This is a genomic window from Acinetobacter sp. YH01020, assembly GCF_013420275.1.
Classification (GTDB): domain Bacteria; phylum Pseudomonadota; class Gammaproteobacteria; order Pseudomonadales; family Moraxellaceae; genus Acinetobacter; species Acinetobacter amyesii.
Window position 1 is genome coordinate 75,028 of record NZ_VOYN01000004.1, and the last position, 17,587, is coordinate 92,614.

Below are 17,587 nucleotides of genomic sequence, written 5' to 3' on the forward strand. Positions count from 1 at the left end.
TTCACCTATTATGCTGAAACATAGTTAGCCCACGGGTTGACTTGAACTTTGTATTGCGCCACAGCGGTTCCAGTTACCGATGGGATTGTTGATGAGGACCCAGAACTGCTACTAGAGTCAATTTTAACGGTAGCGGCAGTTGCACTATTTACCACTGGCTTAACCTCCTCTTTTTCATAGAAGTAGCCTGTAGCAACACTTGGGGTCATCACCACAGCACCAGTTGTGTAATTGATTGTGCCCTGTGTTGTACCAAAGCCGTCCTTCAGGTTCCCAAGACCATCATCCACAACAACCAGTGTGACTTGATCGCCTAGATTTGAAGTTAATGGAATCTCTAGCATCACAGAGTTTGGCTGCAATTCATTGCCGGTTCCTACGGTAAAATTGATCTGTTGACTTGCGTTTGGAATAACTGGCGGTACCGCCTGCTCTTTCTTGTCTCCATAATCGTAAGTGATGGTGAACACCACACCTTTTTGCGGTAACTCATTTGGAATGATTTCACCAATACCCAGAGCACTATTCACAAAACCAGTTGCATCACCAGTTAAATTTCCCATTGCATTCGATGTTGCTGACTTGGCCACACCATTTAGCATCCAGCTGATCGTTAGGCTATCTGCTGCCACTGCCTGATGATCCAGTTCAAATGGAATTTTTGCAGGCAGCACAGGCAGATTAGCGCGCTGATAAGTTGCAATCGGTGTACCCCAGTTCAGCAGAATTGGTGTGTCCACATCAGGCAAAGCACCTGTAGTGAGTAACCATGATCCGGTTTCATAGTTGATCATGCCTGAACCAAAAGATGGACTGGCAGCCTTTAACTGACCTGAACCATCATCTTTAAGCTCATAGAACTTGCCCTGCGACATGTATGAAATGGACAGTGCACCAGGTGCAGGAATTGGAATTAAAACTCCGCTCCAGTTAGTACTTTGGTTATTCTGAGTCACTGGAATAGCACTACTCTGGTAATACTGATTCGGTGCAGCTGCTGGTTTAAATGTGATATTCAAACTTGCGGTGCCAGCTGGCGCTGCTGAAGTCCACTGGATTAAACCGCGCTGGTAGTCAATCGTGCCAACTTGAGTGCCTTGGGTGTTCTTAAGCAATCTGCCCTGATCGGTAATCTGCTGCCCCTGCAATGTAAACGCCACGCTAGATGGAATAACCGCAGAGCCGATATACAGATTTTGGCTCTCACTGATCACCATATTTGGGTAACTGGCCGTAATCGTGCCTTCATTACCCACGACCAACACCACACTTTCACCAGCAGCACTCACGTCAATGATTGGGGTTTCTGTCTGAGCCGATGGAATGAGTTGAGCAAAGATACTTTTAGTATTCACTGTAAACTCACCCACATTCGCATCAGATGCCAGTTGAGTAGATGAATAATACAAACCAGTATCAGCAACAATCGTATCGCGGAGAATAGTTTTAGACGGTGTATTACCTGCATGCCACTGACGCGCCGACAGACCCACAAAATCACGCTCTAACGGATCATTGATTTGATAGGTCGCAACTTTGTATTCGACATTTCTACCATCGATTACCATCACTGCTGTGCGGGTATCAACCTTAGTAATCCGTACATACTGTTCGAATTGAAGTGCTTTACCTTCATCAGAAATCAATACAACCGTGTCACCCACACTGGATTCAGTTTCTTGTGGAAACATTACCACCTGCAGTGATGACATACCCTGCCAATGTGTGTCGAGAGGCGTTCCCGCTATCTGCCCACCTTTGGCCAAGTAATTTTCAACTCGGTTTTGTGCGGCCTGGCGTTCATCAGTCCAAGACTTTGTGCTAAACAATAATGCTGATACGTTTGGATCCTCGGGTAACTCAGATATGAATACCGTGGCCCCCATAAGTAAGTCAGTATCATTCGTGGTCACAGCTGGAAAGATCTTTCGCATCGATACATCACCGACGGTACGATCTAGTTCAGATATGTCATTGAACAAGTTATTACTTAAACCGTCTGCAACGATCTGGCCGTTATATTTCCCACCACCATCAGCATTATCGGTATCACGCTCTGCGTGATAGATCACTAGATCTTTAGTTTCAATTGGCATTATTCACTCCAAAATCTGAGCGTTAAGTTCATAGGATCATCCAGTGATACAGGTGGGATGCCTTTCACAGGTGTCGCCTCTAAAGCACCATCAACATGATTAAAAACCACGTTAAAAGTACGTGTGTCATGTGCCCATTCAAATTGAATCTGAAACTGCTCATTGAGCACTGACCAGGCCTGCAATTTACGGACAACACCTAATGAAGCCCACCCCATTCCACTGTCGGCTGGCTGAAGCGTAATTGGCCGACCTGATAGCTTGGTGCCCTCTTGAATAATCGGCGTACCATCCATGGCATACTCCAAAGATTGCTCTTTGGCTTTCCAGCTAAATTCATCAGACCAAAAAAAACCGTCTTCAATTGAGACGGTTTCTGCTGTTGAGATGCGTTTTATTTTCATGTTGATTTACTCAATGTGCCTAACTGCTTAAGCATCGCTTCAAGGCTTGATTGACTCTCAGGCGATCCTGTTAGTTGAACTGTTTCATTACCTAGTTTGAGTTCATATGAAATACTCTTCGATGAAGAGCCTAATCCACTCGCCTTGGTAGACACATTATTAGGCGCATATTGCTGCATACGCTCTAACTCTGCATTAACTTGCTCGACGTTGCTTAAGCCACCAAAGAATCCAAAGCCTGATGATTTATAGCCATTCACACCTTTGGTTCCTTCATAGATATCTTTTGCATACTGTTTAGCAGCTGCATCTGAATATCCCATAGCCTTAAGCTCAGCTTCGATATCCCCGGCATTTTTAGCCATCTTGCCCTTGGTACCTTTTCGAGTCTCATGCATACCGCTTGAAGCAGCACTAACCGCTTCTTCCCACGCGCTTTTAACTGAATCCGCTTCGTCACGACCAGTCTGGCCAAGGTTGCGGAATCCATCTTCAGCGCCAGATGTTGCATTTCTGACTCGATGCACTGACTGTTCAAGATCAGACATGGATTTAACAGAAGCTTTTCCAGTCTCATCTATTTGGACTTCAAGGTTACGCCCTGCATTCATTGCGTTTACAGCTGCAATTCGTCCTGCATCACCAGAAGCCGCAGCAGCCTGAGCCGCTTTTTCATAGGCCTTTTGGACACCCTCAGCAGTTGCTTGACCGCTATCGCGCACATTAATGAAATCCATCAATGCTTGCTGAGCTGCCAATTTGAGATTTTCCTTTGTCTCAATACCTAACCGTTTAAAAGATTCCGTAACCGGATCAATATCATCTGGTAGTTCCTGAGCCTGAAACTTAACAGCAATTAAGCCTTGTTCTACTTGCGATGTAGAGATTTGACCTTGGTCGCCAAACTCCTTTAATTTGGCTTTAGCAAAATCAATTTCAGCCTGACTTTTAGCTGTTTCAAGCCACTTTAACCAGGCCTGATATGTTACATCGCCGGCTTGTTTACCAGTAATTCCTGCTTCACTCAGTCGGTTTTTAAACTCCTCTAACTCATTCCCAGAACTCGAAAATGACTTAGATACTTTGTTTAATGAAACATCAAGATCAACACCAAATAGTTTTGCTGCTGCGGATGCTCTTGAGTACGCAGATTCAGCAACTTGACCAGAACCAGTTGTAGCATTGTTGAGTTCGGCAATACGGATATCACGGTTATTCTTAAGTTCATTTTCCTTAGCATTGATAGCGTCGACTGACGCTTGTGCTGAGGCCAATGCATTTAAGTCACCAGTCCTTTTTGCCTCCTCGATCTGCTTGTCCAATAAAATCCGCTCAACAGCAGCCTGTTTTTGATAGGCAAGCAATTCTTCGTCAGCTTTTTTGACATTGTCTTTGGCTAGCTTAAGTGCTTCTTCCTTTACTCTGGCATTTTCTGCTGCCTGCGCTGCACTTTCACCTGCCTGAACAGATACCTTGCCAGCTTCATCAATGGTTACGATGTAGCCTTTGGTTAATAGATCGGCTTGCATCACGCCATCCATTACACCGCCATTGGCGGCAATGGCAGCTTCTGCAGTTGCCTGCGCTGATGCTAATAAATCGCTATCCAGTTTTGCTTTGGCTGTGGCATGTTCTTTTTCACGAGCTTCCAGTTCATTGGATTTCTGAAGGATTGAATCAATAGTAGATTGGTTGCCGTCCTTGCGAGCCTGATTGAGCTGTGCATCAATCGCCGCACGCTCATCTGTCAATGACTTGGATTTTTGAGCAAAGTCCTCGTTTTGTTTGGTTAATTCAGCAAAAGTCTCTTTGTTTTTTGAGAGGGTTTCAGCATTTTTTTCGTCTTGAGTTTGCGCAGCTTCCTCCATGCGCTTCAAGCCTTTCGACTCAAATGCCATTGCATCCTTATCAGCTTCAGCATAATACTGCTTTGCTTTGTTTTTCATAACATCAGCATTGGCAGCGAATTGTTTACTGACATCACCCCATGTGACTGCCGCTAAGACACTATTCGCAGCTGATGCTAAGTCGAAGAATGCTCCTGCTAGAAGATTTACACCAATTTTTATTGCAGCAGCGCCGTCAGCGATAAAGCCAAACGTGATAGATAGCCCTTGAAGTACTCGCTCTAGGAAACTAACCTGCTCTCCTGCTGCTGTTGCCCCACCTGTAAATGATGAAAGGACAGCCAAAGCATTGGTAATTGATGTTCCTAAAATATCAACAAGCGTTTTGCCGAGATCAAATAAAGTTGAAACAACATCTTTGATTGCATCATAAGCGCTTGATAGAGCGGATTTAAGGCTTTCAAAGATAGATGCATCAATAAATGAAAGCTGATCACCAATCCAAACAAAACCAGTACCAACATCATTAAGTAGTGTTTCAACAATACCCATATTATCGGCAAGAGTTACTAACCATTGCGCAACCGTTGCTGATGCGCCGTTCGCCTGATCCATGGTGCCGATCAAGATTTGCCATTGTGTAGAAATACGCTGTAATGCATTCCCAATGGTTGTCGGAAATTTAGCGTAATCCGCTTCAATCGCTGCTGACTGATCCTGTAAAGCTTTAATTACCTTCTCAGCCGATAACTGGCCCTCTCCTGCCATTACACGCAGCTCACCAGTGGTAACACCTAGAGACTTGGCTAATGCTGTTGAAATGCCTGGAGCTTGCTCCATGATCGAGTTGAACTCATCACCACGAAGTACGCCAGATTGCAGAGCCTGAGTTAATTGCACAATTGCGGCTTCACTCGCTTGCGCTGATCCACCACCTGTTTGGATGGCCATGTTAATGGTCTTGACCAGATCTAAGCTTTGCTGCTGAGTCATCCCCATTTGCTTGCCAACATCATTCACTTTCGTGAATAGGCCTGCTGTGGCGTCAAGGCTTGTATTTGTCATCAATGCAACTTGATGAACACCCGTCATAGCCTGAGTGAAATTCCCGCCTTCACTTGTCGCAATATTGATACGTGCTGAAAGATTAGTATAAGCATCTGCTGTTTCAGCTAATTCTTTAATGCCAAGACCAATGCCAAGAGCAGCCATAGCACCAACAAGAGCCGTATACCCAGTCTTAAGTCCAGCAATACCTTTCTGAGCGGTTTGAGCAGCATTATCAGTTTCTTTTAAATTATTATTTGCCCTGCCAACTTCAGCGTGAAAATCGTTAAATGCTTGGTCTGCTTGCTGAACTTCTTTTTCAAGTTGATCGACTTGCCGCTGTGCGACTTCAATATCGGCTGGTGATGCATTTGTTTTGGAGAATGCCTCTAAATTTCGCTTAGCTTCGGTCAAGTCACTTTTTAATTGGCCTAAGGCTTTTTCAGCCTTGTTCCCAAAATCAGTAAAATTACCCGCTGTGGATTTAGCATTATCCCCCGCATCCTGAATAATCCCAGTTGCAGCTGTTAGAGATTGAGTTAATTTATCAGCTAATTCAGTCGTGCCCTTTGGAATAATATTCCCAACTTGGCTTGACGCCGCTTCTGAAGCTTGTTTAATTTTTTCGGATTCAGACTTAATTGAATCAAAAAGTCTTTTCGTTACATCTTCCGATTGCTTTGCAGCGGATACCAGACCTTTGCTATCGCCATCAAGTATAAGTTTAAACGTTAGATTTTTACCGGACATGGCGACCTCTTTCTTTAGGCATAAAAAAAGCCCACGGAAGTGAGCTGTTCAAATTTGGTAATAAAATCCACCCGAAGGCACTTTTTATCTTATGGACATTTCTTATCCCAAAGAATATCCATCATTTTAGGATTGTATAAACCATCCTTCTCATCTTCGATTGACACGGTGTCAAAATCAGCATCATAAATAAAACGACGATAACCAATATATCCGCCAACTTTGTTTTTAGCGTTTATTTCCCCGCAATTCCCTTTAATATTTCTAAATTTCGCAGCTTCTGGATCGAATAGCCCAACCCTTGCCTTATCTTCAATAAATTTAATCTCTTGAGTTAATTTATCTTGTTTAGCTTGCTCATACTCTTTCGCTCTTTTTTCTCCATTCAGCCTTTCCTGTTCTACTTTCAAGGCTTTTGTCTTTTCCAGCTCAGCTTGTCGTTGAGCGGATAATTGGAGGGCTTTCGCCTCATCAACTTTCTCTTGCTCCAACTTCTGCTGATGTGCAACTTCAGCTTGCTTCAGACGTTCGATATCAGCCTTATTGCTCTGATTAACGAAGTAAAACAACCCACCAACAATTAATACAGCAGCCACAATCAAAACCTTAAGGTTCACTATCAACGCTCCCAATTAATCTTGTAAACATTGCCACCAATAACAGTAATGGTGTAGGTCTGGCCATCTACTTTATAAATGTAGATCGTGCCCTTATGTGGCCATCCGTTGCGGTCATGCACAACTTGACGATCTACAGATTCAGGTTGCCCTAGCACATCCTTTAGTCTAGCTTCTGAGTTGCCAAGCTCAACAAAACCATTGCTACCACGCAGCGCTCTCATATCTACAGCAAATGCTTGAGCTGACATAATTAATGCCAAAATCAAAACTAACTTTTTCACCCCAACACCCTCAATATATAATTATTGAGCACATATTAAGTGAAAACCGTAACTTACATCAATGTTTACTTAGCTCATCTTGGAACGTTGTAAAGCCTTTTTTATCTGCATGGTGTGCTGCTCGAATAATGTTCGAATCAAACTTACCACGGCTGCGTTGATACTTTTCAGCCGCCTTTAAGTAGCCAATAAAAGCCCCATAAGTCATTTGCAGAATATCTTCATGACGATGGCCATACGCTATCAAGTACTGGAATGAATCAAACCAAGTTTGTTCAACTCCACCTTTCTTCTTACGAATTTTAGGGCCTGGCTTAATGGCCTCTTTGAAATACGCACCATTTACTTCGATCACATGTTTAAGCAAATGACTAAACTCTAAAGGGTCTGATGCAGCAAGATCTAAAAGTATCTTTACATCAGTATTTGTACACATTGAGCAAAGTTGAAATACATGAGCGCCATAATCTTTTATCAGGCCTGCGCCGATTAAATCTGAATAATCACTTTGCTTTAGGCTGTCACGAATAACTGATGCGATCGGTGACCAGAAATCAAAGTTATGCATCTGCAATTGCTTCACTTCAATATCATTGCCAAGCACTTTGATTGTGATCGAGCGGCTATTCGCTAAAAAGAAATCATTCATGATTGAACCTCTAAAAAGCCACCCGTAGGTGGCACTGGTTTGGAGACAATTAACCCCACACTTGGCGGGGTTTAATGTTTGTTGGAATCTATGGTTTCACCCTGTATGCCTCTGCATAATTTCGAGATGCTTTCAGCATGCAGCGTGATGTGTCGATGGTTTGGCTTAGTTCGTTCGATATTAATAGCTATTAGTATTGCTGCGCGTAGGCTTTCTGCCGGCTCTACACTTTCAAAAATGTAGTTGTCGTTATGAACAACAATATCGGCATAACCATCCTCTTCTGTGCCTGGTCTGCACTCCACCACAATGTAAGCAGGAACATTATTTGTCATTATCTTTATCCTGATCAAAATCTAAGGATGGTTGCGCCTCTTTAATCAGTTCATCTAATTCTTTAAGCATGGCTGGTTTGGTCTGCTTACCTTCTACAGACAAAAACCGCCCTGCCTCAGACAAGCACTGTGTAATCAGCTCAACTTGTGCTGAAAGCTTACCAATGCGCACCTGTAGCCCATCTTTAAGCTGACGAGCTAGTTCTTCTTGCTCGATATAGTATTTTCGAATCTCATGACCTTTTTTATTGCGCTCCATCATTCCAAGATGCTTGGTCATATCTACTGAGATGATGTATTCGTTTAAATATTTTGCACCTGACACCTGCTCCTCTTTTTTGAGGACAAGGGTGTAATCAAAATTCTCTTCAAAACCACATTGTTTAATGCGTCGCTTAATCCAATCCGAAAAGTCCGTCTTAACCTCTAGCATTTTATGCAGGTCGCGCGCATTCACGCCGAGCTGAATTTTTCCATTTAATTCAACTTCGATAAATGGAGTTTGATTTTCAATTTTTACGATTGCATTCATTGATCTGCTCCGACTACTCATTAAAAAAGAAACACTGGCAAGAAGATGCAATGAATAGTCGAAACGACCATCTTCTTTTCGGGGATCAGCCTAGCCAGTGGTTTGCCCAAATTTCAGGCATTAAAAAAGCCGACTTGTTAGGCCGGCTTCGCTTTGAAAAATATAGATTCTTGTCAAGGGTTTCGTAAAACCCTACAGGGGGTCATCTAAAAAACAGGCACAAAAAAAAGACGCTTATGCGCCGTGGAGTTCTTTGTGCCTGAGGTTTTACACTTTCGGAATTGTCACAACGTGGCCATATAGACCAAGTGTTTCATCTGATCCTTTGCTTACATCAGATAAAGCCTGACCTGAAATTTCATACTGGCCAAGTTCTTCGTGAATCAATGGGAAAGTGGTTTCTGGTGATTTTTTGGTACGCCATAAGCGAACAGCCATATTGTCGCCAGTTGCAGTGTTAATCCCTTTAAAGAACAGCTCATATTCTTTATTGAAATCACTCGCAATGGTGGTATGACTTACAGCACCAGTGGTGTAAGTGGCCGTGACTGGCTCAGTAATCGCGTCTTTAAAGATGACGGTACCAAACACAGCATCTAAGTCATATTTGCTTTCATCCACTGCTGTAGAACCAGCTTTAAACGAAACTGTCGTAAGGCTATAACCATTCAATTTAATTTCTTCACCGACTTTCACGGTACCAAGTGCTTGATCTGTCACTGTATCGCTAGCAACATCAGACTTCATACCAGAAAGAATGTACTGAAGGTTGGCATCGTCCACTTCTTCAAGTTGCCCCGAGAAGTTCACACCTGTGGTCTTGGTTAGCACAAAGTCTGTTGTACGCTGACCAGATGTGCTTTCTGTGTGCTCTACCTGATCCGTAGTGATTTCAAGTTCAAATTCAGGCACGTTACCAATATGGCGCATTGCACCTGCAACACCATTTGCAATCTCAGATAAATAGAATTTACCTTGAAGTGAAATATAATTTTTAGCCATCGGTTTTCACCTCTTTAGCGGGTTTATTTGGAGCAGATGACTTCACTTCTTCAATGATTTTATCTGCGAGTAATTTGCTGATTTGCTTCTCTGTCAGTCCACCAACAATATCGCCGGCAGAAAAACGCCCGACAGATTGCCGGGCGATATATTGTTTGGCCATGAATGGCTCCTAAATAAATTTTTGTGATTCAAAGATAATAGTGATGTATGCAAACCCGTGGCTATAGCCATCACGAACCGAAATCAGATCTAATTCATTGCGAGAAGATTGCGGCTTCCAACCTGAAAGAAGCTGAATTACTTTTTCAGTTAAAAGCCCCGCTTCATCACTGACTGCCCGACCATCATTCTTCTGTGACTGGGCATTGCGACACGCCACAGTCACCGCCCATTGCTGACCAATCTGATTAATCCCCCCTTTACCTGCGCTTGCTTTCTTGTCTATGCGTACAAAGTTGATATGCGCCGATGGAGTGACCTGAGACATCTCTGTGACCACTACTGAATTTAGCGGGGTATAAATCTGCTTAAATTCTGAAATTTCTTTCAGTTTTTCTGCAATTTCATCACGTACCGCGAAGAAGGTGCTCATCAATAAAAGCTCCAACAATGTTTAGTATTGATTGCTCATCCTCTGCGTTAATACCTAGAAAAGTTCTTGAAGGGATGTTTACTTCTTTCACTTTCCGATATTGACCACCAACGGCAAAAGTTATGTACTGGCCATTTTTGGGAGTGATATGAGCTCCGAAGTGAAAGACATGTGCATACGTTTTATTTGATCCCCACTCAACGCCGTTTGGATGCAAATTAAAATGCAGCTCATTCATCAAATCGCCATTGTCACGACCAGTCTGACCACCTTGCATGCCCTCTCGTCCCTGCAAGCTTGCACGCCAAGACATCTTCCATGGATTACCATCTACATTGTGTTGGTTAAAAAAACGCTCTTGAGTTGAAGCAACACCGTACCCACCAATTTCTACATATAAATCATCTTTATAGGTATCAAAATTAGTGAGTTCATTAAGAATGGCCTCTATTGGTGAGCTATCAGCCTTAATGGAGATTGCAAACGCCATAATTGCCTCACTTGATGCTAGGCATCATATTTAAGACATCGTCACCAAATACCCCACCACGATAAGTACTACCAATAGGTAAAGTACTTGGCTTCTTTGTAGGCTCATCATCAATAATCTCGTCCGATTCCTCAGACTGGATCTGTAAATGTGCCTTGTTTTCAGCCACGCGCTTTAAGAATGAGATTGCATCCTCATAGCGCTTTCGGACTTCTTCAGTTGGTTGCTGGAAATATAAGCGATAGCGTGCAATATCACATGCCATACGTTTCAAGTTACTTGGCACATTGGGTAACGGCAAAGAATAACGGCCACCTATGTGACCGTTAATTTCCTCTGTCGCGTCCTGAATGGCATCATCTACAGCGGTGACATTGGGTAGCATCATTAACAATTGCTCCAACTCACCACCAAATCGCGCTACCAAGTCAGATTTAGTCGCATACATAGGTCACCTACTTAGCTTCTGAAGCAGCCTTCTTCGCTTCGGCAGTTGTTTTTTTCAGGGCAGCTTCAGATGCAGCTAATGCTTTTTCAAGCTCTGTAACCTTCGCTTTAAGCTCACCATTCTCCTGATTTGATTTGACCTTTTCATCAGTCATCAGCTTATTTGCTGCAATAAGATCAGTATTGGCTTTTTCCAGTTCAACTAAGCGTGCGGCTGCACCATCAGCCTTGGGTTCTGCTGGAGCTTTTTCTTCTTCAATCGCCCCAGATGCTAAAAGGGCCTGAAGTTGTTTAGCTTCAAGCCCTGTGATTTCTTGGCCTGGACGAAAAGGTCCAAGTGACTGCTTTGCAATGTACTTCGTCATAATAATTTCCTTATACGAACCCGCGACCGCCTACCAGGCCATTCTTATTGTTTGGAATCGCCAGTGGAGATGATTCAGCAAGCATTTGAATGCTTGAAGGGTTCTTTTCTTGCCATTGGCTTAGATAGAACTCTAGAGCCTGACCAAAAGCCTCTACGTTTTGGATAGCACAGTGAGCGATCCAACCATTAGCATCAGAGATCAGTCCAAAGAAGTCTTCCGGAATAAAACGATCTGGTGTACCGCCACCAATGCTGTGCTGAACGTCATACGTCCAAATTTCGATGTTATCGACCGTACCACGGAACTGCGGTTTATCCATCTGATCAAAGGTTGGAGTCAAAGGAACACTAATACCCGCATATGGTGCAATGAACTTCTCTTTAAACTCTGGATCTTTGATTAAAGTGTTGTACACCTTAGATGTTGTAAGTGCCATGTTTGGAGACGTACCTGAATGTTCTACAGATAGATCAATCATGGTTTGGATATCTTTTACAGGTGTCGCGCCCACTTGCCCCCATTTGATTAATGGTGCAAATGTACAAGCTGCATTACGCTCATAATCTACTTCATACATTGGGAAGTCTGCAGAAGCGAAGGTTGTCTTACCATAGAGCAATACATCACGAGCAATCAGCAACTTTCGATTTTCAATGGACTGGCGCAGGTATAAAGCCTTTTGCGCTTGGTCAATCAGCAATAGATCTGCATCACTTAAACGATTTGAACCTGTTGCAATGACACCAAATTTACGCAGTTGAGTGATTAGCGCAGTATTTTGCACATCACTTGGCATGACCGTCATCATCGGCTTTAAATAAGCCGGTTTAACAAATTTCACGTTGCCAGATTCACCGACTTTAATTTGGCGACCAGCAGCTGTTGGTGTCACGAATGGCGCGAGCGGCGTTGCTGTATTTAACTCACCTACTGGCACTTCTTTTTTGGTGTACGAGACGCGTTGAGGAAAGAAGCGGTCCATTAACCACGTGTCTACCTTCTGAGTGGTATCTGTTAACAGCACCAACTGAGGCACATCCAGTAGTTCAACCGGTGCATTCTGAAATGTAAAAGTTTGACTCATTGATTATTTCCCCACGACTTTACGAAGTTCGATTTTGTTGATTAAGGCCTGGGCACGTACTGCGTCATATTGAGCTTCCGTTAACGGCGTACCATTCACGGTTACCACAGCAATATCAAATGCACCCTGTACGTAAATTGGCATTTCCAGACCATTGGCTGCATGGTAAGTAGACTGCTCCACAGTCATATCTGTATTAGCAATGGCATTCCAATCACCGACGACGCCTTCTGTTACTACGGGGTGATCTACAAGGTTGTTTGTAGCTACCTTCAACAAATCACCGCGTTTATATGCAGTCGCCGTTTTTACTTTGGCGTTTTCCGTACGAACGCCATCACCGACTACAAGCTGTGTAGTCGTGATTGTTTGAGTAATGGTTCCCATTAATTTTTTGCTCCTTGTTGAGCTGCAGCAAATTGGTTAAACGCATGATCTAAGGCTGTACCTTGCTGATCGCCTTGGCCTTGTTGCCCACTTTGATTGCTATTCGCTTGATGAGTGAATAAATGTGCAAATGCTGGATTCACACCCGGTGCTGGCTGCGTTTGTTGCTGTTGACCAGCTGGCTGTTGAATACCTGCAGAGAATTGCTTCAATTGTTGTGACATGAATGCGAATGCAGCATCATCCATTTCTGTATAGGATTTCTTTTCTTCAGCACTGAATTGCTTATTCATTGCTGCTTCTAAGCCTTTGATGTCTTCTTCGCGCTTGTCTGCTTTAAACTTTTTAAGTTCGGCTTGTGCAGAATCGCGGTCTTGCTCTGCTTTTTCACGAGCAGCTTTTTCTTTTTCAAGTTCGGTCACGTCGGTGTCCTCTGGTTGATTAAAGTTTTTAGGTGAGTGACTTGCTGCCACGGCGTTTGTGTTGTCATCTGCGCCCAAGGCACAAAACGAAACTTCACGGATTCGTCCACCACGGAATACCGTGATTGGACCCTGATGAACTTTTCCGTTCACTGATACGGATGCACCTGCCTGAATTTCTTCAATAGCTGTGGGTTCAATCCGAACAGACATTTGCCACGGGAAACCATCGTCCGAGTCTTGGGCAACCTGAGCGCCAAACTCATTACTCATTAAATCGCCAGAAACAGTTAAACCTGTTTGATGGTTGATTGAGTGGGTATTAATTGCTCCTGCTCGCTGACTTGATCGATGTTCAAGTAACGCAGGGATTCGGCCCTTTAGCTGCATTGAGTCCAAATCAAAAATGATTCGATCCCAATACCAGTGATCAGTGATTGGCTCTCCACTGTAAGCAACACCGGAGAAAGTACGTTTTTTCTTACCCTCCTCAGCATTATCAACACTCAGTTGCCCGAGCTGGAAACAATACTGATTAGGCTTTTCAGCTTCTGGCATTTTCATGCTCCATAAAAAAACCGCCCTTTCGGACGGTCTCTAGTTAATTTCAATTTAATTCACCAATGCTTTCAGCGTGTAAACCATTTGCCCTTCAATCATCTCCATCGAAACAACTTCAAAAGAGATTCCTAAAGGTAGCAAGACCCCTTCACCAGCATTCAACTTTTCAAGATCAATCCCCAGGCCATTAGCATTCTCAATTTGAATCATGATGTTCGATTGCCCTGCCAAAAGCATTGGTGCATCCAAAGTCACCACCTTGCCTACTTCGAGTGAAGCTGCGTAAACCAGTGTGGTTGTGCCAGTAATAACGTCTGAGGTGTTTTTAGCTACAGCATGAATCGCTTCCATATCCTGAACCAGCCATTGCTTAAGCACTTGGTCAGCCTTGGATGAGATTTTGCTATTCAAATAGCCTGTGATGGCCTGGTCATTGCCTTGCACATAGTCCAAGAAAGTACGAATAGCACTTGGTCGAATCGATGGATCTAATGGAATAACGGTTTTGGCCACCGTATCGAACAAGTCCCGAGTCTTGTCATCCATAGGAGCAAATAGACTCGTCAGCTTTTTCGATGCAATCCATTCAGCCTTGATAACCTCCTTCTGCTCGAGGAGGTATTCCTTATCCAGCAATGACACATTGATCTTTTTATCAACCAATGCTTCCAAATCACCAAACTGCAAAGGATGCGATGACCAGTCCAATGCTTCAGCCACTTCCGGCAACTTATCATCCGGTGTAATACCGTATTTAAGCGCCTGAGCCTCTGTGAGAGCTATTACAGTACAGCGGCAGTTATGTGCTATAATTCCATCTGCGGATAATAAACCACTATCACTTTGGAAATCATAAACATGACCGCTGAAAAAGTCCTCGATAACATCGATTACTGGATCAACTGCTACATGACTGGCATGAGCATTAACCAAATATCCAAACAGACCGGAATCGTCAGACATTCCGTGACTAGACAATTCATCAAAAAGGGTGTTGTCTTGAGAACTCGAAGCCAAGCCGAAGCGCTCAAGTGGAAGGCCATCAAACAGACTCCAGGCGGAGTTGAGCGTCAATGCTCGGCTGCCTGGGATGCCGCTAGAGACTCCAATAGAGAGTTGGAGCTTGCTGTCCTTGATCTCTATCAATCTCAGAATATCGGCAAGCGTAAAGTTGCTAGTATTCTCAACACTTCCGTTAGCAATGTTGATCGAATTCTTAGAAAGAACAATATTCGAAATAACATTCCCACTTACAGACGTGCTGTTGGCTTCAAAGCTCTCGAAACAGCTTCCATCATTTCTGATCACGAACACTCGCTGTTTGATGCCCTGACCACCCTTGGGATTAATCTTGATCGACAAACCATCATTCAGGATATCAATGTGGATTTCACCATCAAAGGCGAAAAGATCGCCATCGAACTTGAAAGAAGAAGCTTCTCCGACAGCAAGAGCATGACCAACGAACGTCTTGAAAAGATTTTCAGCAGTGGGTACAAACTCATTGTTGTATACCTCCCGCGTCAAACCGTTAGCATTAAGACTTTCGACTGGTCTATCGTAAGCAATCAAATTTTCACCTTGCTTAATGAGCTCAGCCGCAACCCAACCACGACTCGTAAGTATTGGGTGATTAGCCGTGACCCTCAGCTTGCGTCCAGACTCAGTGACAAGCTTTACGATCTTCCCGCTGTAAAATCTCTTAATGGCACCATGTGAGGCACCATCAATTTTTGTGTCTGGTAAGAAACAGCGAAAACCTAGTGGCGGGTAATGCGTTAGCCAAAATGGATGATCAATTGGCAATACAATACGATTCAAAGCTAAATGTGCGGGACGTACACGACTATCATCGATCGCCGAATACATCAGGTAAGGACGTTTGGCTTTATTTCGATTCTGCTGCTGCCATCGCCCATGACCATAAGCACTTTGAATATTGGTGCGAAACACAGTATCCAAGTAATGCTTTGGCAAAATGATTTCAGATTCTTCAATCAACTTCTGAAAATCGTTAAACGTTCCACCATTGGCCAAAGTCCTATTCAATGACTTAATCACTGTCTCAACTTGCTCAAGACTCGATAGAAAGCTCACTGTTGTCGCCATCTGCCGAGTCTTTAAGTCCATTGTGTAAAACTCATCAGGTAGCACAATCTTTTTGTCATGCGCGTACTGAAGCGCTTCAAGGAATGTGACTGGTTGCATCTATTTCCCCTTGGCTGCTGTCGCATACCCCAATACATCTGCAGCATATAAAGCCTGATCTAAATTGGCCTTAAACTGAGATTCAGATACAGACGGAATCAACTGCATTAAATTGAATGCCAGGCCTTCGGGACTATCTGACTCAGCAACAAGCTGCTTAATCTGCTCATTACTTAAAAGCTGCAGATCCTTTTGGCCATCGGTTAATTCCTCAACTTCTTGCTGTTCAGCTGAAAGTTTATTGGCCTGGGCTTTAAAGCTAAATGCATGTTTGGGTATAGCTGAGAATTGGGTGTTTAGAAAAGGTTGGTTTGACTCAGCGATATCACCATCCTGAAGCCCGTACTCACGCTGAAAATACTGTGGCGTTAGGTTTGCACCAGCATTCTTAAGATGAGCATCACGCTCGGCTTGATCCTTATTGAGTGGTTTAGGTTTTTCACCGAGCATAACCTCATACGCACCCCAACCATTTAGAGCGCATAGCGCATTCACCACTGCTTGCAAAGTAGGCGTAACCAGTCGAATGTCAGATTTGAGTTTATCCATCCTTACATTTTCATGGACTTGACCTAATGCCCTACTACCAACACCATCAGTCCCACTAGTAAGTGTTTGCCCTAAGATGACTTTTTGAATCTGTCGTACGAGTTGATTGTTAAAGGACTCAAACGCAGCCCCTGCAGTACCACTCGCACCAGATGTACCCAGTACCTGAACATCGTCTTCAGCATCGATCGACAATACACTTTGAGCATGAGCATTTAATAATGCTCTGTTCATGTCTTCAGTTTCAGTATCTTTACATTTACCTAAAAGAATTGGCGTACCAAAACGCTCTAAGAATTTAGCCCAAAATTTGAATCCATTCTGCTTAAAGAAAAATAGCCAATACAGTGTTGCTAGCAATGCTTTTCCATAAGGTTGTTCATATGAAGCTTTACGACGCGTTAAGAAGAATTTAAATACTTGATCGACCTCCTGCTCATTAGCAGTCCCTTCCTGACGGTAAATTAGTCGACCATCATTTTTAGGTTCAAACCATTGCATTGGCTTTTCACCAATCCATTCCAGGCCGATGTAACCCTCTGGTTTAAGTTCATAAACAGCTTCTTGAACCGAATAGCCAAAAAACAAGGCATTCAAAGAACCGGCCGCAATCTCATGAAACCATTCTTTGAGAACAAGTGTTAATTTTTCGGCCTCATCTGTATCACTTGGCTCAACTCTTAGCGGTGTAGCCAGTAGTGCATCTATGCGAGTCTCAACGGCCTGGGCAACTTCATCATCATCTAGCAATACTCGTAATCTATGACGTGTAATGCCAGCCTTACGAAGCACCTCATCGGTATCTGGTTGCTTGCCAAAATTAACTAAAAAACGCGTTACCGCTTCTTGAGTGTATAGGTTGCCAAGAGACAAAGCCTTCTTTGACGCTTTGTCTTTTTTAGACTTTGCCATG

General features: G+C 43.5%; 18 protein-coding genes and 2 pseudogenes. All 20 read right to left on the bottom strand.

Annotated elements, in window-relative coordinates:
- Positions 1-8: 8 nt before the first annotated feature.
- The 20 genes and pseudogenes from FTT85_RS02915 to FTT85_RS03010 all read right to left on the bottom strand — a co-directional run bounded on the left by FTT85_RS02915 (position 9) and on the right by FTT85_RS03010 (position 17,586).
- A complete protein-coding gene (locus FTT85_RS02915; RefSeq protein ID WP_257232064.1) occupies positions 9-2,096 on the bottom strand; it encodes a hypothetical protein in 2,088 nt (695 codons plus the stop codon).
- Positions 2,096-2,500 carry a hypothetical protein gene (locus FTT85_RS02920; RefSeq protein ID WP_180182801.1) on the bottom strand — a complete coding sequence of 135 codons (405 nt, stop codon included), beginning with the start codon at positions 2,498-2,500 and terminating at the stop codon, positions 2,096-2,098. The genes FTT85_RS02915 and FTT85_RS02920 overlap by 1 nt, the downstream gene beginning before the upstream one ends.
- On the bottom strand, positions 2,497-6,144 hold the full coding sequence (locus FTT85_RS02925; protein ID WP_180182802.1) for a tape measure protein: 3,648 nt from the start codon (positions 6,142-6,144) through the stop codon (positions 2,497-2,499). The genes FTT85_RS02920 and FTT85_RS02925 overlap by 4 nt, the downstream gene beginning before the upstream one ends.
- Positions 6,145-6,233: 89 nt before the next feature.
- Positions 6,234-6,740: a hypothetical protein gene (locus tag FTT85_RS02930; RefSeq protein WP_180182803.1), complete on the bottom strand. Its 507-nt coding sequence runs from the start codon at positions 6,738-6,740 to the stop codon at positions 6,234-6,236.
- 23 nt (positions 6,741-6,763) lie between these two features.
- Positions 6,764-7,045, bottom strand: coding sequence for a hypothetical protein (locus tag FTT85_RS02935; protein WP_180182804.1), 282 nt, complete (start codon positions 7,043-7,045; stop codon positions 6,764-6,766).
- 58 nt (positions 7,046-7,103) lie between these two features.
- A complete protein-coding gene (locus FTT85_RS02940) occupies positions 7,104-7,694 on the bottom strand; it encodes a hypothetical protein (RefSeq protein WP_180182805.1) in 591 nt (196 codons plus the stop codon).
- Positions 7,695-7,765: 71 nt separating this feature from the next.
- Positions 7,766-8,029 carry a hypothetical protein gene (locus FTT85_RS02945; RefSeq protein ID WP_180182806.1) on the bottom strand — a complete coding sequence of 88 codons (264 nt, stop codon included), beginning with the start codon at positions 8,027-8,029 and terminating at the stop codon, positions 7,766-7,768.
- Entirely contained in the window at positions 8,019-8,561 is a 543-nt protein-coding gene (locus FTT85_RS02950; RefSeq protein ID WP_168378344.1) for an antA/AntB antirepressor family protein, read from the bottom strand. Before FTT85_RS02950 ends, FTT85_RS02945 begins: the two co-directional genes overlap by 11 nt.
- Positions 8,562-8,828: 267 nt before the next feature.
- Complete coding sequence (locus FTT85_RS02955) at positions 8,829-9,563, bottom strand: hypothetical protein (RefSeq protein WP_180182807.1); 735 nt, start codon at positions 9,561-9,563, stop codon at positions 8,829-8,831.
- Positions 9,556-9,726, bottom strand: coding sequence for a hypothetical protein (locus tag FTT85_RS02960; RefSeq protein WP_180182808.1), 171 nt, complete (start codon positions 9,724-9,726; stop codon positions 9,556-9,558). The genes FTT85_RS02955 and FTT85_RS02960 overlap by 8 nt, the downstream gene beginning before the upstream one ends.
- Positions 9,727-9,735: 9 nt before the next feature.
- Positions 9,736-10,158, bottom strand: a complete 423-nt coding sequence (locus tag FTT85_RS02965; RefSeq protein ID WP_180182809.1) for a hypothetical protein — start codon at positions 10,156-10,158, stop codon at positions 9,736-9,738.
- Entirely contained in the window at positions 10,133-10,648 is a 516-nt protein-coding gene (locus FTT85_RS02970) for a phage virion morphogenesis protein (RefSeq protein ID WP_180182810.1), read from the bottom strand. Before FTT85_RS02970 ends, FTT85_RS02965 begins: the two co-directional genes overlap by 26 nt.
- Positions 10,649-10,655: 7 nt before the next feature.
- Positions 10,656-11,096 (bottom strand): gp436 family protein, encoded by a 441-nt coding sequence (locus tag FTT85_RS02975; protein WP_180182811.1) that lies wholly within the window; start codon positions 11,094-11,096, stop codon positions 10,656-10,658.
- A 7-nt stretch (positions 11,097-11,103) separates the two neighbouring features.
- Positions 11,104-11,460: a hypothetical protein gene (locus tag FTT85_RS02980; RefSeq protein WP_180182812.1), complete on the bottom strand. Its 357-nt coding sequence runs from the start codon at positions 11,458-11,460 to the stop codon at positions 11,104-11,106.
- A 10-nt stretch (positions 11,461-11,470) separates the two neighbouring features.
- Positions 11,471-12,547: a major capsid protein gene (locus tag FTT85_RS02985; protein WP_180182813.1), complete on the bottom strand. Its 1,077-nt coding sequence runs from the start codon at positions 12,545-12,547 to the stop codon at positions 11,471-11,473.
- Between the two features lie 3 nt (positions 12,548-12,550).
- Positions 12,551-12,934 (bottom strand): hypothetical protein, encoded by a 384-nt coding sequence (locus FTT85_RS02990; protein ID WP_180182814.1) that lies wholly within the window; start codon positions 12,932-12,934, stop codon positions 12,551-12,553.
- On the bottom strand, positions 12,934-13,914 hold the full coding sequence (locus tag FTT85_RS02995) for a hypothetical protein (protein ID WP_180182815.1): 981 nt from the start codon (positions 13,912-13,914) through the stop codon (positions 12,934-12,936). Before FTT85_RS02995 ends, FTT85_RS02990 begins: the two co-directional genes overlap by 1 nt.
- 54 nt (positions 13,915-13,968) lie before the next feature.
- A pseudogene (locus FTT85_RS03000) lies at positions 13,969-14,727 on the bottom strand (phage head morphogenesis protein); the annotation flags it as partial.
- 939 nt (positions 14,728-15,666) lie between these two features.
- Positions 15,667-16,125: pseudogene (locus FTT85_RS03005) on the bottom strand (phage minor head protein); the annotation flags it as partial.
- Positions 16,126-17,586: a DUF935 family protein gene (locus FTT85_RS03010; RefSeq protein WP_180128183.1), complete on the bottom strand. Its 1,461-nt coding sequence runs from the start codon at positions 17,584-17,586 to the stop codon at positions 16,126-16,128.
- Between the last annotated feature and the right edge of the window lies 1 nt (position 17,587).

Excerpts from the sequence above, each read along its gene's own strand:
- FTT85_RS02915 (WP_257232064.1), bottom strand. The coding sequence starts at position 2,096 with ATGCCAATTGAAACTAAAGATCTAGTGATCTATCACGCAGAGCGTGAT.
- FTT85_RS02920 (WP_180182801.1), bottom strand. The coding sequence starts at position 2,500 with ATGAAAATAAAACGCATCTCAACAGCAGAAACCGTCTCAATTGAAGAC.
- FTT85_RS02925 (WP_180182802.1), bottom strand. The coding sequence starts at position 6,144 with ATGTCCGGTAAAAATCTAACGTTTAAACTTATACTTGATGGCGATAGC.
- FTT85_RS02940 (WP_180182805.1), bottom strand. The coding sequence starts at position 7,694 with ATGAATGATTTCTTTTTAGCGAATAGCCGCTCGATCACAATCAAAGTG.
- FTT85_RS02945 (WP_180182806.1), bottom strand. The coding sequence starts at position 8,029 with ATGACAAATAATGTTCCTGCTTACATTGTGGTGGAGTGCAGACCAGGC.
- FTT85_RS02950 (WP_168378344.1), bottom strand. The coding sequence starts at position 8,561 with ATGAATGCAATCGTAAAAATTGAAAATCAAACTCCATTTATCGAAGTT.
- FTT85_RS02955 (WP_180182807.1), bottom strand. The coding sequence starts at position 9,563 with ATGGCTAAAAATTATATTTCACTTCAAGGTAAATTCTATTTATCTGAG.
- FTT85_RS02960 (WP_180182808.1), bottom strand. The coding sequence starts at position 9,726 with ATGGCCAAACAATATATCGCCCGGCAATCTGTCGGGCGTTTTTCTGCC.
- FTT85_RS02965 (WP_180182809.1), bottom strand. The coding sequence starts at position 10,158 with ATGAGCACCTTCTTCGCGGTACGTGATGAAATTGCAGAAAAACTGAAA.
- FTT85_RS02970 (WP_180182810.1), bottom strand. The coding sequence starts at position 10,648 with ATGGCGTTTGCAATCTCCATTAAGGCTGATAGCTCACCAATAGAGGCC.
- FTT85_RS02975 (WP_180182811.1), bottom strand. The coding sequence starts at position 11,096 with ATGTATGCGACTAAATCTGACTTGGTAGCGCGATTTGGTGGTGAGTTG.
- FTT85_RS02980 (WP_180182812.1), bottom strand. The coding sequence starts at position 11,460 with ATGACGAAGTACATTGCAAAGCAGTCACTTGGACCTTTTCGTCCAGGC.
- FTT85_RS02985 (WP_180182813.1), bottom strand. The coding sequence starts at position 12,547 with ATGAGTCAAACTTTTACATTTCAGAATGCACCGGTTGAACTACTGGAT.
- FTT85_RS02990 (WP_180182814.1), bottom strand. The coding sequence starts at position 12,934 with ATGGGAACCATTACTCAAACAATCACGACTACACAGCTTGTAGTCGGT.
- FTT85_RS02995 (WP_180182815.1), bottom strand. The coding sequence starts at position 13,914 with ATGCCAGAAGCTGAAAAGCCTAATCAGTATTGTTTCCAGCTCGGGCAA.
- FTT85_RS03010 (WP_180128183.1), bottom strand. The coding sequence starts at position 17,586 with ATGGCAAAGTCTAAAAAAGACAAAGCGTCAAAGAAGGCTTTGTCTCTT.